Here is a 13,604-nt window from a genome sequence, read left to right as displayed (position 1 = left end):
GTACCGGCTCGTGCGCCGGAGACGATCCGCCGGCTCAGTCGTCCGGCCAGGCGGCCCGGAGCGACTCGTCCGCCGCTGCCGTCAGGTCGATGATCGAGCCGAGGAGCCCCTCCATGGTCGGCGACCTCAGCAGGGTGACCTGGTCGAGGGCACCGAGCGGGGCGATCCCGGCAAGCTGCCAGGCCTTCGCGACCGGGTCGTCGGATAGTTCGACGTTGGCTGGCCAGGCCTGATCGGTGAACTCGCTCGCGAGCGCGAGGGTGCTGCGCACGGTGCGCTCGGCGCGGCCGAGCAGCGGCAGCAGCGAGTCGTCCCAGGCCAAGGTGTCGAGCTCCCGCACGACCGCCTGGGGATGCGGGTCTTCCGGCATCCACTCCACCACCTCGATGCGGCGATCGCCCTGGGCGACCACCCCGATGAAGCCCTCCTCCGTCGCCTCCAGCTCGGTGACCTGCGCCACCGTGCCGAGGGGAAAACGCTGCTCTCCGCCGCCGACCTCCTGGCCGCGCTCGATCAGAACGACGCCGAATTCGGCTGGCTCATTGACGAGGATGCGGGAGAGCATCACGAGGTAACGCTCCTCGAACACCCGGAGCTTCAGGGGCATGTACGGGAACAGAACGGATCCGAGCGGGAACATCGGCAGGTCGGTCATGACCCCAGCGAACCACGCCGGAGGGCCCCCGCCAAGGGCCGCGCCCGGAGTTCTCGTCGGTAATCGTCTCTCCCACGGTTCGGGGGTCCGAAATCGCGGAGGCGACGGCGTAGCCTGTGAGTTCGACCACGATCCTCGTGGACTGGACGAAGGGCCGCGCATGACCGACGAGCCGCCGATCGATCCGGCCGACTCTCGGCCGCCGAAGCCCCCCGCTCCGAAGGCCGGGGGCAAGGCCAAGGCCTCCAAGGGCAAGGGGCGGGCGCCTGCCGTCAAGGGCCAGCCCCGGCCGGGCAAGCGCCGCCAGTCCCGCTAACGCCCGCCGCATCCGCAATTGCGGGCCGCCCGGTTGGGCGCGTCGCACGGCAGCGCGTTCCGGAAGAAAGACGGTCGTGCCTGCGCATCTGACGACCCGGAACACCGAGAATTCATCCGCACGACCCCGGCTGGTCAGATTCGCCTCGTAGCGTCGTTGGCGGACCACGACGGAGGAGGATCGAATGCGTTCGATGAAGAAGATGGCGGCAATCGCCGCGACCGCGCTGCTGCTGGCAACCGCGCTGGCCACGCCGGCGCTGGCGCACGGAACCGATGACGGCGGCAACGGCAGCGGCGGCAAGTTCAGCTTCGGCGTGATCGGCGACGTGCCGTACGGTGCGGCGGAGATCGCGGCCTTCCCCTCCTACATCCAGGACATCAACGCCCACACGGAGCTCAGCTTCGTGGGGCATGTCGGCGACATCAAGAACGGCTCGTCGGTGTGCTCCGACGACTACTTCGCCGCCATCCGCAAGAACTTCGACACGTTCACGCTCCCCCTCGTCTACACCCCGGGCGACAACGAGTGGACAGACTGCCACCGCGCGAACAATGGGGCGTACAACCCGCTCGAGCGCCTGGCCGCCGTTCGGAAGGTCTTCTCCCCGAAGCCGGGCGTCACCCTCGGCGCCCCGATGAAGGTCGACTCTCAGGCGAGCAGCGGCCTGCCGGAGAACGTCAGCTTCCGCAAACACGGCATCGCCATCACTGCGGTCAACATCCCGGGCAGCGACAACTCCATGCTGCCCTGGGCCGGGCTCGGCCAGACGGCGCCCACCGCTGAGCAGCTCGCCGAGGTGCAGCAGCGCACGCAGGGCGACATCCGCGAGCTCACGGACACCTTCCGCGAGGCGCGCAAGCACCACGACCGGGCCGTCGTCGTGATGACCCAGGCCGACATGTTCGACCCGACGGTGGCCAGTCCGTCCCAGGCGGACTTCGGGGCATATGCGCCGCTCGTGCAGTCCCTCATCGAGCAGTCGAACGCCTTCGACGGACCGGTGTACCTGATCAACGGCGACAGCCACGTCTTCAATGAAGACCACCCGCTGGCGGCCGGCTCCTCGTGGTTGCCGTTCTACGGCCAGGCGGTCGCGGCAAAGAACCTGACCCGCGTCACCGTCGACGGCTCGTCGAACGCGAAGGACTGGCTCAAGGTGAGCGCCACGACGAAGGGCTCACCGGCACCGCTCACCTTCGAGCGGATCCCGTTCACGCATCCGGCATCCTGAGTCGGCGGGTCAGGCGGCCCGCACGTCGATCTCCCCCGGGGTCGCCGCGTCGAAGACCAGGTGCCGGTTGGCGATCTTGTCGGTGAAGAATCGATCGTGGCTGACCACCACGACGGCCCCGGGGAAGTGGATCAGGGCGCGCTCCATCACCTGGGTGCTCGCCAGGTCGAGATGGTTGGTCGGCTCGTCGAGCAGCAGTACCGAGGCACCGGAGAGCAGACACTGGGCCATCGCGACTCTGGCGCGCTGCCCACCGGACAGGTCGCCGATGCGCTGCTTGAGGTCGGCCTCGGAGAACTGGAACATGGCCAGGAACCGCCCGACCGACTTGCGCGTGGCCCGCAGCGCCAGGCTGTCCGGCATGGCGTTGACGGCGTGGGTGACGGTGTCTTCGAGGTCGAGCTCCTCGAGCACGCGGTTGTAGGAGACGACCTTGGCACCCCCCGCCCAGTCGACCCTGCCGCGATCGGCCTTCTCCTCCCCCAGAAGCACCCGCAGCAGCGTGCTCTTCCCGGAGCCGTTGGAGCCGAGCACGACGATGCGGTTGCCGCGCCGAATCTCGAGCGTGAGGTCGTCGAAGAAGACGCGGTCGCCGTAGGACTTGGCGAGGCCCTCGACGCGGCAGAGCACGTCCTTGACGTGCAGGCCGCCGTAGATCTCGGTGATGATCTCATCGACCGGGCGCGGGGCTCGGGACTTCTTGATGCCGGAGAGCTGCTTTCCGAGCGACTTGCTCGCGTTCTTCGCGGCCTCCCGGCGGTCGGCGATGCCCTCCGCCTCGAACGCGAGCAGCTCATTCTCGTGAGTGAACTGTGCCTCGAGCGTCTTCAGCCGAAACTGCTTCTGGATCACGTACTCCCCGAAATCGCCCGGGTACTCGTGCAGGTGGAAGTTCTCCAGCTCGATGATGCGGGTCACCACCACATCCAGGAAGCGCCGATCGTGCGAGACGATGATGGCCGCGCCGCGGAACGACTTGAACCACGACTCCAGCCACTCCACCCCGGCCACATCGAGGTAGTTGGTCGGCTCGTCGAGCAGCAGGACGTCTGGCTCCTCGAGCAGGATCTTCGCGAGCGCGGCCCGGTTGCGCCATCCGCCGGAGAGGTCGTCGATGGCGCAGGTGCGGTGCTCCTCGGTGAACCCGAGCGTGGTCAGGGCGGTGTCGATGCGACGCTGGTAGTCCCAGCCGTCGAGGCGCTCCATCTGCTCGAACAGCTCCGACTGGCGGTGAATCGGGCCGTCGAGGTCGGCTGTCGGGTCGGCCGCGATCGTCGCGTCGATCTCTGCCAGCTCGGCGTGCACTGCATGGATCTCGACGAACAACCCGTCGAGCACCTCGGTGATGGTCTGGCTGCCGTCGAGCTCGGAGAACTGGGAGAAATAGCCGAGCTTCAGCCCCGACTCGATCGTGACCGTTCCGGAATCCGGATGCAGTTGCTCGAGGGCGAGCTTCAGGAGAGACGACTTGCCGGATCCATTGCGGCCGATCAGCCCGACCCGGTCGTTCGACTCGAGGCGGAAGAAGGCCTCACGCAGCACTGGCGTCTTCTCGAAGGACAGGTTTACGTCGTTCAAGCGGATGAGGCTCATGCCAACCGTTTCTGTGGGGAGATGTGCTTAGCCAGGGTCGGCGGAACCCCACCACGTTACAGGGCGGCGGATGTTGTCGCGCTGGGCCCTCTCGGCGCCGACCTCCCGGGTCCCGCCCACTCAGCCGTCACTAACTGCTGGCTGGGCGGCTGAACTCAGCACTTAGTGACGGCCGAGTGGGTCCGGCCGTCAATGAGCAGTGCCCACGGCGGGCATCCTCCGACGGGTGCTGGCTGGGCGGCCTGCTGTCCCCGCCCCGCTCATCCGTCAGTAACTGCTGGCTGGATCGCTCAACCCAGCACTTGGTGACGGTTGAGTGGGAAGTAGGGCGGGAAGAAGGGTGGGGCTCAGTTGTTGAACCTGAACTCCACGACGTCGCCGTCCTGCATGACGTATTCCTTGCCCTCGATGCGGGCCTTGCCCTTGGCGCGCGCCTCGGCGATCGACCCGGTGTCGACGAGGTCCTGGAAGCCGATCACCTCCGCCTTGATGAAGCCCTTCTCGAAGTCGGTGTGGATGACGCCCGCCGCCTGCGGGGCCTTCGCGCCCTTCGGGATGGTCCAGGCCCGCGTCTCCTTGGGTCCGGCGGTGAGGTAGGTCTGAAGGCCGAGGGTGTCGAAGCCGATGCGGGCGAGCTGGTCGAGGCCGCTCTCGGTCTGGCCGGTGGAGGCGAGGAGTTCCGCGGCGTCCTCCGGAGACAGGTCGATGAGCTCGGACTCGAGTTTGGCATCGAGGAAGATCGCCTTGGCCGGGGCGACGAGGGCCGCGAGGGCCGCGAGCTTGTCTGCGTCGCCGAGGATGTCCTCGTCCACGTTGAAGACGTAGATGAAGGGCTTGGTGGTGAGCAGGCCGAGCTCCTGGATGAGCGAGACGTCGATCGTGGACGACGAGAGCGGCTTGCCGGAGTCGAGGAACTTCTGAGCCTCGAGGGCGGCGGCGAGCACGGCGGGCTCGGTGCGCTTGGTCTTGACCTCTTTCTCGTAGCGAGGGATTGCCTTCTCCAGTGTCTGCAGGTCGGCGAGGATCAGCTCGGTGTTGATGGTCTCCATGTCGGATGCCGCGTCGACCTTGCCGTCGACGTGCACGACATCCGGGTCGGCGAATCCCCGGATCACCTGGGCGATCGCGTCGGCCTCGCGGATGTTGGCGAGGAACTTGTTGCCGAGCCCCTCCCCCACGGAGGCGCCCTTGACGATGCCGGCGATGTCGACGAAGGAGACGGGCGCCGGCAGGATGCGCTCGCTGCCGAAGATCTCCGCGAGCTTGTCGAGCCGGGGATCCGGAAGGTTCACGACGCCGACGTTGGGCTCGATCGTGGCGAACGGGTAGTTCGCCGCGAGCACCTGGTTCTTGGTGAGCGCGTTGAAGAGGGTGGACTTGCCGACATTGGGCAGACCGACGATTGCAATAGTGAGAGCCACGGGGGTCAAGCGTACCGGCCAGACACTACTCCTCGGCTGCGCTCGCCTGCTCCAGGATGTCCCGCACGAAGAGCCGGATCGCCTCGGGCGGCAGTTCCAGGCCGATCGACCGGCTCGGGTTGAGCACCAGACCGGCCCCCGGCGGCATCGCCACGAGCAGCAGCCGGCCGGTGATGGTGAGCGAGAAGGCCGCGAGTTCGGCGAAGTCGCCGATCTGGTCGGCATGGGTGAAGGCGGCGAGCATCGATGCGCCGTTGTTGTCGAAGAGCAGGGGCTGCAGCTGGCCGAGATTGGTGGAGACCGGGGTTCCGCTCGGGATCACCACTCGACTGTCGGCGAATACCCGCAGCACCGCCTCGCCCGTGGCCCGGTCCGCCTGGGCGAGGACGATCATCCGCTCGAGCTCTGTCGCCTCCCGCACCTCGTCCATTCGCCAATCCTAGGTTTCTTCCCGGCGGCTCGGAACGGCTGGTGATCGAGGCGCGCGCCATCGCGCGGCACGCCGGGCGCGGATCGCCCCGCCGACTCCGGCGACGCGCGCGGGTCGTGCGGGCCACCGTCGGTCGCGCGTGAGACTATGCCGGGATGGCACTGAACTTCACCGCGATCGACTTCGAAACCGCCAACTCGTCGAGCGCGTCAGCGTGTTCGGTGGGTCTCGTCAAGGTTCGCGACGGCATCGTCGTGGACAAGGCCGGCTGGCTGATCAAGCCGCCGCTCGGGCACGACCAGTTCAACGAGTGGAACACCCGCATCCACGGCATCATGGCCCCGGATGTGGTGGACGCCCTGCTCTGGAGCGAGCAACTCCCCGACCTGGTCGCCTTCGCGGAGGGCGACCACCTCGTGGCCCACAATGCCGGCTTCGACATGGGCGTGATCGCGGGGGCGTGCCGGGCGAGCTTCATCGAGGTGCCGGAGTTCCGCTACCTGTGCAGCCTGCAGGTCGCCCGCAAGACCTACAACCTCGAGTCGTACCGCCTGCCGGTGGCCGCGATGGCGGCCGGTTTCGAGGACTTCGCGCACCACGACGCCCTGGCCGACTCCGAGGCCTGCGCCGCGATCATCGTGCACGCCGCCCGCCGCCACGACGCCTCGACCATCGAGGAGCTCGCCCTGGCGACCGGCTCGCGCATCGGGGCGATCGGGCCGGAGGCGGAGGCTGCCGGCGCGGTGGCCGCGGATCGACGTCCGATGGCGATCGGCTGAGCGCGCCGACCATCGCTGACCGGGCTGTCGACGTCCGAACTGATAATGTCATAACAAGTTATCAAAGTTCGCCACAGGTAACCCCACCGAATGGATGCCGCGTGACCCAGAAGGAACATAGCCTGCCCGCTGATCTCTTCATGGACCTCGAGCGTTCCGGCCCGATGCCGCTCTACTTCCAGATCGCGCAGCGCATCGAGAGGGCGATCCTGGGCGGCGACCTCCCGGCCGGATCCCGGCTGGAGAACGAGGTCGCCCTCGGCGAGCGTCTCGGCCTGAGCCGCCCCACCATCCGGCGCGCCATCCAGGAACTCGTCGACAAGGGCCTGCTCGTGCGCCGCCGCGGCATCGGCACCCAGGTGGTTCATGGCCAGGTGACGAGGCGGGTAGAACTCACGAGTCTCTTCGACGACCTCGTCGGGGGCGGCCAGAAGCCGTCGACCAGAGTGCTGACGCTCGACGTGGTGCCGGCCGACGCGAACGTCGCCGAAAAGCTCGCAGTCGCGGAGGGAGATCCGACTCTGCACGTTCGCCGCGTGCGACTGGCCGACGACGTCCCGGTCGCGGTGCTCGAGAACTGGCTTCCCGCCGACTTCCTCGATGTGTCGAGCGACGAACTGAAGGACCACGGCCTGTACCAGGTGCTGCGAGGGCGCGGGGTGACCATACGCGTCGCCAAACAGCGCATCGGTGCCCGCAAGGCCACGGTCGAAGAGGCCGTCCTGCTCGAGATCGACCGCGGCTCCGCCCTGCTCACGATGGACCGCACGGCCTATGACAACTCGGGGCGCGCCGTCGAATTCGGCCACCACTGCTACCGGCCGGACCTCTACTCCTTCGAGGTCACCCTCGTCGATAAGTAGCCCATCAGGGCCACGTCAGGCTCGAGATGAATTCGAGGCTCTCCCGCACATCCTCCACCGGCCCACGCCCGGGCTGCGGCAGCTCGGTGAGGATGGTGTCCTGCTCAAGAACGTAGTAGCCGTTATAGCCGGCCGCCTCGAGCGAGCTCACGATCGTGGCGATGTCGATGTCCCCGGCTCCCAACGGCGTGTACAGGCCGTCGCGCACCGCCTCCGTGTAGCTCAGGTCTCCCCGGCGCACGCCGTCGGCGATGCCGACCCGGACGTCTTTGAGGTGAACGTGACTGACCCGGGCCGCCTGGGCGGCGGCGAGGGCGACGGGATCAGTGCCGCCGATGAGCAGATGGCCGGTGTCGAGGCAGAGCCCGATGCGAGAGCCCTCGAGCACGCGAGCGACATCGTCCGCCGATTCCACCAGGGTGCCGACGTGGGGATGGATGGACGCGACCACTCCGCGTTCCGCGGCCACGACGGCCAGCCGATCGAGGTTGGCCAGGAGAACGTCCCAGTGCCGTTCGGTGAGCGTGGGACGCGAGTCGTAGCCGATGCGTCCGGTGTCCGCGGAGAGCACGAGGCTCACGGCGCCGGCCGCGACGAAGGACTCCAGCTGCGCCTCGATGCCCGGAACCGGATCGACCGACGCGTCGTGCAGCACGACAGGAACGAACCCGCCCACCGCACGCAGCCCGAATCCGGCGAGGGTCTTCGCCTTCTCCGCCGGCGCGTCGGGCAGGAATCCGTCTGGGCCGAACTCGGTGGCCGCGACGCCGAGGTCGCGCATCTCGGCGAGCACCCGCTGCGGCGAAAGCTGCAGCCCCCAGCCGGGAACCTCGCACACTCCCCAGGAGATCGGTGCCGCGGCGAGGCGATCGGCGAGACCGTTCGGCTTCGCCATGTCAGCCCCGCACTTCGTCGAGCCGCACCGAGCGGCCCTCGGCTCGGGAGAGGGTGGCCGCCTCCGCAATGTACAGCGCCTCCAGGGCCTCCCGCGGGGTGCACGGGCTCGGGCGTTCCCCGGCGGCGACCGAGACGAAGGCGGCGAGTTCCGCGGAATACGCCGCGGCGAACCGCTCCTGGAAGTTCGGCCAGGGGGTTCCAGCGGGAAAGCCGACCCCCGGCTCGGCGCTCGTGAGCGGCACCCGGTCATCCAGTCCCACCGAGCGGTTGCCCAGCGTGCCCGCGAGTTCCATCCTCACGTCGTAGCCCGCACCGTTGTACCGCGAGCCCTGGAGAGTGGCCAGGGTGCCGTCGTCGAGGGTGAGCAGGGCCGCAGACTCGTCGACGTCGCCGGCCTCCCCGAAGAAGGCCGCTCCGCGATTGGTTCCCGTGGCGAAGACCGAGACGACCTCGCGCCCGGTGACCCAGCGCAAGATGTCGAAGTCGTGGATGTGGCAATCCCGATAGATGCCGCCACTCTGCGGAATGTACTCCGCCGGCGGGGGTGTCGGGTCGCAGGTGAGAAGGTGCAGGCGCCGCAACTCACCGATGTCGCCCGCCTCGAGTGCCTGCTTCGCCGCGCGATAGCCGGCGTCGAAGCGTCGCTGGAATCCGATCTGCACCGGCACGTCGTGCCGTTCGACCTCCTCGACCACGGCGACGCTCGACGCGAGCGACTCCGCCAGCGGCTTCTCGCAGAAGGTGGGGATGCCCGCCCGCACCGCGCGGAGGATCAACTCGGCGTGCGCGGGGGTCGGAGCGGCGATCACGATGCCGTCCGGCCGGAACGAGAACGCGTCGTCGATCGTGCCGTGGCTCGCGGCACCGACCGATTCGGCCGCCGTCCGGGCGCGGGCGGGGTCCAGGTCCGCGACGAGCAGCTCGCTCACCCCGGTCTGGGCCATGAGCGTGCTGACGTGGGCGATGCCGATCCTGCCGGCACCGAGAATTGCAAAGCGCATTCCTAGCTTTTCCTTTCGACGGCGCCGGCACCGAGGTGCGGCTTCTGGTTCTTCCGGTGTTCGAGGTAGTCGGCGCGCGCCGCCCGGGTGCTCTCGAGGGTCGATTCCGCCGCCACCGGCACGTCCCACCAGCCCTCGCCGTCCGGCGAATAGAGCAGCGGGTCGCTGGTGATGTGGATGAGGGTGGCGCGGTCGGAGGCCTTGGCCGTCGCGACCGCCGCGGCGAGGTCGGCGATGGCGCCCGCCCCCGGTTCGACGCGGATCACCCGGATACCCAGGCTCTCGGCGTTGGCCGCGAGGTCGATCGGCAGGATGCCTCCCGAGTCGAAGTTGTTGCCCGCCTTGTCCTGGTAGCGGTAGCGGGTGCCGAAGCGCTGCGACCCCACGTCCTCGCTGAGGTGTCCGATCGAGGCGTAGCCGTGGTTCTGGATCAGCACGATGATCAGCTTGATGCCCTCGGCCACCGCCGACACGATCTCGGTGTGCATCATGAGGTAGGAGCCGTCGCCGACCATCACGATCGCGTCGCGGGTGGTGTCTGCCCTGGCCACGCCGATGCCGCCGGCGATCTCGTAGCCCATGCAGGAATAGCCGTATTCCACGTGGTAGCCGAGGTCGTCGCGCACCCGCCACAGCTTGTGCAGGTCTCCCGGCAGCGAGCCGGCGGCGCAGACCACCACGTCGCGGGGGTCGGAGGCCCGCTGCACGGCGCCGATGATCTCGGTCTGGCTCGGCAGGTCGAGGCCGCGCGGCTCGAAGGCCGCGTCGACCACGTCGTCCCAGGCCCTCTTCTCGCGGGAGTAGTCCGCCTCGAACGCCTCGGCGACCCGGTGGCCCGCAAGGGCCGCGGTGAGCTCGAGGATGGCCTCGCGGGCGTCGGCCACCACCGGAATGGCGCTGCCGTGCTTGAACGCGTCGAAGGAGGCGATGTTGATATTGACGAATCGCACGCGGGGATTCTGGAAGGCGGTGCGGCTCGCCGTGGTGAAGTCGCTGTAGCGAGTGCCGATGCCGATGATCAGGTCGGCCTGCGCGGCCGCGCGGTTTGCGGTGGTGGTTCCGGTGGCTCCGACCGCGCCGAGGAACTGCGGGTGGTCCCAGGACAGCGAGCCGACTCCGGCTTGGGAGACGCCGACGGGGAGTCCGGTGGACTCGACGAGCGCGCGGAGGGCGGCCGCGGCATCCGAGTAGATCACCCCGCCTCCCGCGACGATGAGCGGGCGTTCGGCAGCGCGGATCGCCCGCACGACGTCGGCGATCACCCCGCGGTCCGGACGCGGTCGGCGCAGGTGCCACTCGCGGTCGGCGAGGAACTCGTCCGGCACGTCGAGGGATTCGGCCTGCACGTCCTCGGGGAGCGCGATCGTGACCGCGCCGGTCTCGATCGGGTCGGTGAGCACCCGCATCGCGCCGAGCGCGGCGGAGAACAGCTGCTCCGGGCGCTGCACCCGGTCGAAGAAGCGGGAGAGCGGCTTGAACGCGTCGTTCACGCTCATGCTCGCATCGTGCGGCAGCTCGAGCTGCTGCAGCACCGGGTCGGAGACCCGGGTCGCGAAGGTGTCGGAGGGCAGCAACAGCACCGGCAGCCGGTTGATCGTGGCGAGGGCCGCCCCGGTGAGCATGTTCGAGGCGCCGGGACCCACGGATGCGGCGCAGGCGAAGGTGGAACGTCGACGCGTCATGCGCGAGTACGCCACCGACTCGTGCACCATCGCCTGCTCGTTGCGGGCCTGGTGGTACGGCATGATGGCGGGGTCCTCGGCGGAGAGCTGCTTCAGCGCCTGCCCGATTCCGGCGACGTTTCCGTGGCCGAAGATGCCGAAGGTGCCGGCGATTGTGCGTTCGCGGTAGTCGCCGTCGACCGTCCACTGGTGGGCGAGGAACTCGATCAGCGCCTGGCTGACGGTCATGCGTCTGGTGGTCATGGGGTCCCTTCGGGGTGCGTGTACGGAAGGCGCGGATCGACCGGTTGGCCGGCCCAGGTGTCTCGAATCCAGCCGTGGGCCGGGTCGTCACTGATCAGCCACACCCGGTCCGGGTCCGGTCCGGCCATCACGTTGAGGTAGTACAGGTCGTAGCCGGGGGCGGCCACACACGGTCCGTGCCAACCGTGCGGCACGAGGGCGACGTCGCCGTGGCGAACCTCGGCGAGGATGTCGATCTCCCGGTCATCCGAGGCGTAGGTGCGCATGAACCCGAACGGGTCGGCGGTGTCCGGGGCGGTGAGCCCGCGCGAGACGGCGCTGTCGAAGTAGTAGATCTCCTCGAGCCGGGACTCGCCGCCGGAGACGAAGTCGTCGTGCTTGTGCGGCGGGTAGCTCGACCAGTTCTCCGCCGGCGTGATCACCTCGCAGACGATGAGGCGAGCGGCGTCGAGCTGGGCCGGCGTGCCGAAGTTGTGCACCTGGCGGCTGGAGCGCCCGGCGCCCCGCAGCTCCACGGCGACCGCGGCGGCGGGCAGGTAGGCGACCGGGAAGCGGTCGACCGTTGGCGCCTCCGCCACGGCCACGCGACCGGCCCCGGAGATCCGGAGCGCGGTGCCCGTCGGCAGGTAGAGCGTGTCGGTGGGCCCGGAGAACACCGATGCCCGCCCGGCCAACTCCTGCACGTGCTCGACGTCGACCCCCCGTTCGCCTGGCGGCACGTAGCTCACCGTGAACGAGCCGGAGAGCGGAATGACCAGGCGCTCGACCCGGTCGGCGGCGAGCACCCGTTCGGTGCCCTCCGCCAGCTCGGCGACCCGCAGGCCGGTGTGGTGCCAGCCGTGGATGGCCGAGCCGACGACGGTCTCCCAGCCGTCCTCGGCGAGCGTCCCGCGCGGATGGAACCAGGACTCCTGCGTCACGATATGACCTCCACGATGAGACTAATGAGTGAGTGTGTCGAGGTCAGTTCTGGGGGAAGCCCAGGTTGATTCCGCCGTGGCTCGGGTCGAGCCAGCGGCTCGTGATCGCCTTCTCGCGGGTGAAGAAGTGGAAGCCCTGCAGCCCGTAGGCCTTCGAGTCGCCGAACGCCGAGTCCTTGAACCCGCCGAACGAGTAGTACGCCACCGGCACGGGAATCGGCACGTTGATGCCGATCATGCCCACCTCGATCTCGTTCTGGAATCGGCGGGCCGCGCCGCCGTCGTTGGTGAAGATCGCCGTGCCGTTGCCGTACTGGCTCGCGTTGATGAGGGCCACCCCCTCGTCGTAGCTCTTCACCCGCACGATCGAGAGCACCGGCCCGAAGATCTCGTCGAGGTAGACGCGGGATGTGACGGGCACGTTGTCGATGAGGGTCGGGCCGAGCCAGAAGCCGTTCGCATCCCCGTCCACCTCGATTCCGCGTCCGTCGACGACGACGGTCGCGCCGTCCTGCACCGCGATGTCGAGGTAGCTCGCGACCTTGTCGCGGTGCGCCTCGGTGACGAGCGGCCCCATGTCGCAGGAGCGGCGACCGTCGCCGATCTTCAGCGTCGCCATGCGGGCGGTGATCTTCTCGATGAGGTCGTCCGCGACGGGCTCCACGGCCACCACGACGGAGATCGCCATGCAGCGTTCGCCGGCCGAACCGAAGCCCGCGTTGATCGCGGCATCCGCGGTCAGGTCGAGGTCGGCATCCGGAAGCACGAGCATGTGGTTCTTGGCCCCGCCGAGGGCCTGCACCCGCTTGCCGTGGCGGGCGGCCGTCTCGTAGATGTACTTGGCGATCGGGGTGGAGCCGACGAAGGAGATCGACTTGACGTCCGGATGCTCGAGCAGGCCGTCGACCGCGACCTTGTCGCCGTGCAGCACGTTGAACACGCCATTGGGCAGCCCGGCCTCCGTGAACAGCGCGGCGAGCCAGTTGGCCGCCGACGGGTCCTTCTCCGAGGGCTTGAGCACCACGGTGTTGCCCGCCGCGATCGCGATCGGGAAGAACCACATCGGCACCATGGCCGGAAAGTTGAACGGGCTGATGATGCCGACGACGCCGAGCGGGGACTTCGTGGAGTACACGTCGACGCCGGTCGACACGTTCTCAGAGTGCTCGCCCTTGAGCAGGTGCGGCAGGCCGGTGGCCAGCTCGACGACCTCGAGCCCGCGGGTGATCTCGCCCAGCGCGTCGGAGACGACCTTGCCGTGCTCCGAGGTGAGGATCTCGGCGAGGTCGCCCTTGCGTTCGTTGAGCAGTTCGCGGAAGCGGAAGAGCACCTGCTGGCGCCTGGTCATCGACAGGTCGCGCCAGGCCGGGAAGGCCGCCTTCGCGGAGGCGACTGCCGCATCGATCTCGGCGGCGTCGGCGAGGGCCACGTGCCTGGTCTCCACTCCGAGGGCGGGGTCGAAGACCGGTGAGGTGCGGCCGGACGTGCTCGCCCGCTCGGCGCCGTCGATCCAGTGCGGCACAACGGGGAGGTCTGACATTTTGGATCTTCTTTCTTGAACCGGGATGGC

Annotated in this window: 12 protein-coding genes and 1 pseudogene; 4 read left to right on the top strand and 9 right to left on the bottom strand. The window is 68.7% G+C overall.

Translation table 11 applies throughout. From position 1 onward, the window contains the following. Positions 1 to 34 precede the first annotated feature (34 nt). Complete coding sequence (locus FVP33_RS06290; RefSeq protein ID WP_147782770.1) at positions 35 to 655, bottom strand: LON peptidase substrate-binding domain-containing protein; 621 nt, start codon at positions 653 to 655, stop codon at positions 35 to 37. A gap of 196 nt (positions 656 to 851) precedes the next feature. Here FVP33_RS06290 and FVP33_RS06285 point away from each other — a divergent pair. Both FVP33_RS06285 and FVP33_RS06280 read left to right on the top strand, forming a co-directional pair. Further along, positions 852 to 971, top strand: a pseudogene (locus tag FVP33_RS06285) (LysR family transcriptional regulator); the annotation flags it as partial. Positions 972 to 1,155: 184 nt separating this feature from the next. Then, complete coding sequence (locus FVP33_RS06280; RefSeq protein WP_222706637.1) at positions 1,156 to 2,205, top strand: hypothetical protein; 1,050 nt, start codon at positions 1,156 to 1,158, stop codon at positions 2,203 to 2,205. Between the two features lie 9 nt (positions 2,206 to 2,214). Here FVP33_RS06280 and FVP33_RS06275 read toward each other — a convergent pair whose 3' ends face one another. The 3 genes from FVP33_RS06275 to FVP33_RS06265 form a co-directional block, all read right to left on the bottom strand. Then, the gene (locus FVP33_RS06275; RefSeq protein WP_246142195.1) at positions 2,215 to 3,783 is read right to left on the bottom strand and encodes an ABC-F family ATP-binding cassette domain-containing protein; all 1,569 of its coding nucleotides are present in this window, start codon (positions 3,781 to 3,783) and stop codon (positions 2,215 to 2,217) included. A gap of 362 nt (positions 3,784 to 4,145) precedes the next feature. Further along, positions 4,146 to 5,219, bottom strand: a complete 1,074-nt coding sequence (ychF, locus tag FVP33_RS06270) for a redox-regulated ATPase YchF (protein ID WP_147782768.1) — start codon at positions 5,217 to 5,219, stop codon at positions 4,146 to 4,148. 25 nt (positions 5,220 to 5,244) lie between these two features. Further along, positions 5,245 to 5,649: an SseB family protein gene (locus FVP33_RS06265; RefSeq protein ID WP_147782767.1), complete on the bottom strand. Its 405-nt coding sequence runs from the start codon at positions 5,647 to 5,649 to the stop codon at positions 5,245 to 5,247. Positions 5,650 to 5,804: 155 nt separating this feature from the next. Here FVP33_RS06265 and FVP33_RS06260 point away from each other — a divergent pair, with 155 nt between their 5' ends. Both FVP33_RS06260 and FVP33_RS06255 read left to right on the top strand, forming a co-directional pair. Continuing rightward, positions 5,805 to 6,428, top strand: a complete 624-nt coding sequence (locus tag FVP33_RS06260) for an exonuclease domain-containing protein (RefSeq protein ID WP_147782766.1) — start codon at positions 5,805 to 5,807, stop codon at positions 6,426 to 6,428. 101 nt (positions 6,429 to 6,529) lie between these two features. Further along, positions 6,530 to 7,291, top strand: coding sequence for a GntR family transcriptional regulator (locus FVP33_RS06255; protein ID WP_281289368.1), 762 nt, complete (start codon positions 6,530 to 6,532; stop codon positions 7,289 to 7,291). A 4-nt stretch (positions 7,292 to 7,295) separates the two neighbouring features. Here FVP33_RS06255 and FVP33_RS06250 read toward each other — a convergent pair whose 3' ends face one another. Genes FVP33_RS06250 through FVP33_RS06230 form a run of 5 tightly spaced genes read right to left on the bottom strand, consistent with a single transcriptional unit; the run spans position 7,296 to position 13,574 of the window. Beyond that, the gene (locus FVP33_RS06250) at positions 7,296 to 8,186 is read right to left on the bottom strand and encodes a TIM barrel protein (protein WP_147782765.1); all 891 of its coding nucleotides are present in this window, start codon (positions 8,184 to 8,186) and stop codon (positions 7,296 to 7,298) included. 1 nt (position 8,187) lies between these two features. Beyond that, positions 8,188 to 9,189: a Gfo/Idh/MocA family protein gene (locus FVP33_RS06245; protein WP_147782764.1), complete on the bottom strand. Its 1,002-nt coding sequence runs from the start codon at positions 9,187 to 9,189 to the stop codon at positions 8,188 to 8,190. Positions 9,190 to 9,191: 2 nt separating this feature from the next. After that, positions 9,192 to 11,114 carry a 3D-(3,5/4)-trihydroxycyclohexane-1,2-dione acylhydrolase (decyclizing) gene (iolD, locus tag FVP33_RS06240; protein WP_147782763.1) on the bottom strand — a complete coding sequence of 641 codons (1,923 nt, stop codon included), beginning with the start codon at positions 11,112 to 11,114 and terminating at the stop codon, positions 9,192 to 9,194. Beyond that, on the bottom strand, positions 11,111 to 12,034 hold the full coding sequence (gene iolB, locus FVP33_RS06235) for a 5-deoxy-glucuronate isomerase (RefSeq protein ID WP_147782762.1): 924 nt from the start codon (positions 12,032 to 12,034) through the stop codon (positions 11,111 to 11,113). The genes iolD and iolB overlap by 4 nt, the downstream gene beginning before the upstream one ends. A gap of 43 nt (positions 12,035 to 12,077) precedes the next feature. Continuing rightward, entirely contained in the window at positions 12,078 to 13,574 is a 1,497-nt protein-coding gene (locus FVP33_RS06230; RefSeq protein WP_147782761.1) for a CoA-acylating methylmalonate-semialdehyde dehydrogenase, read from the bottom strand. Positions 13,575 to 13,604 lie beyond the last annotated feature (30 nt).

Source organism: Lacisediminihabitans profunda (assembly GCF_008040105.1).
GTDB lineage: Bacteria > Actinomycetota > Actinomycetes > Actinomycetales > Microbacteriaceae > Lacisediminihabitans > Lacisediminihabitans profunda.
The sequence above is the reverse complement of the archived record's forward strand: the minus strand, read 5'-3'. Positions and strand labels throughout refer to the sequence as shown.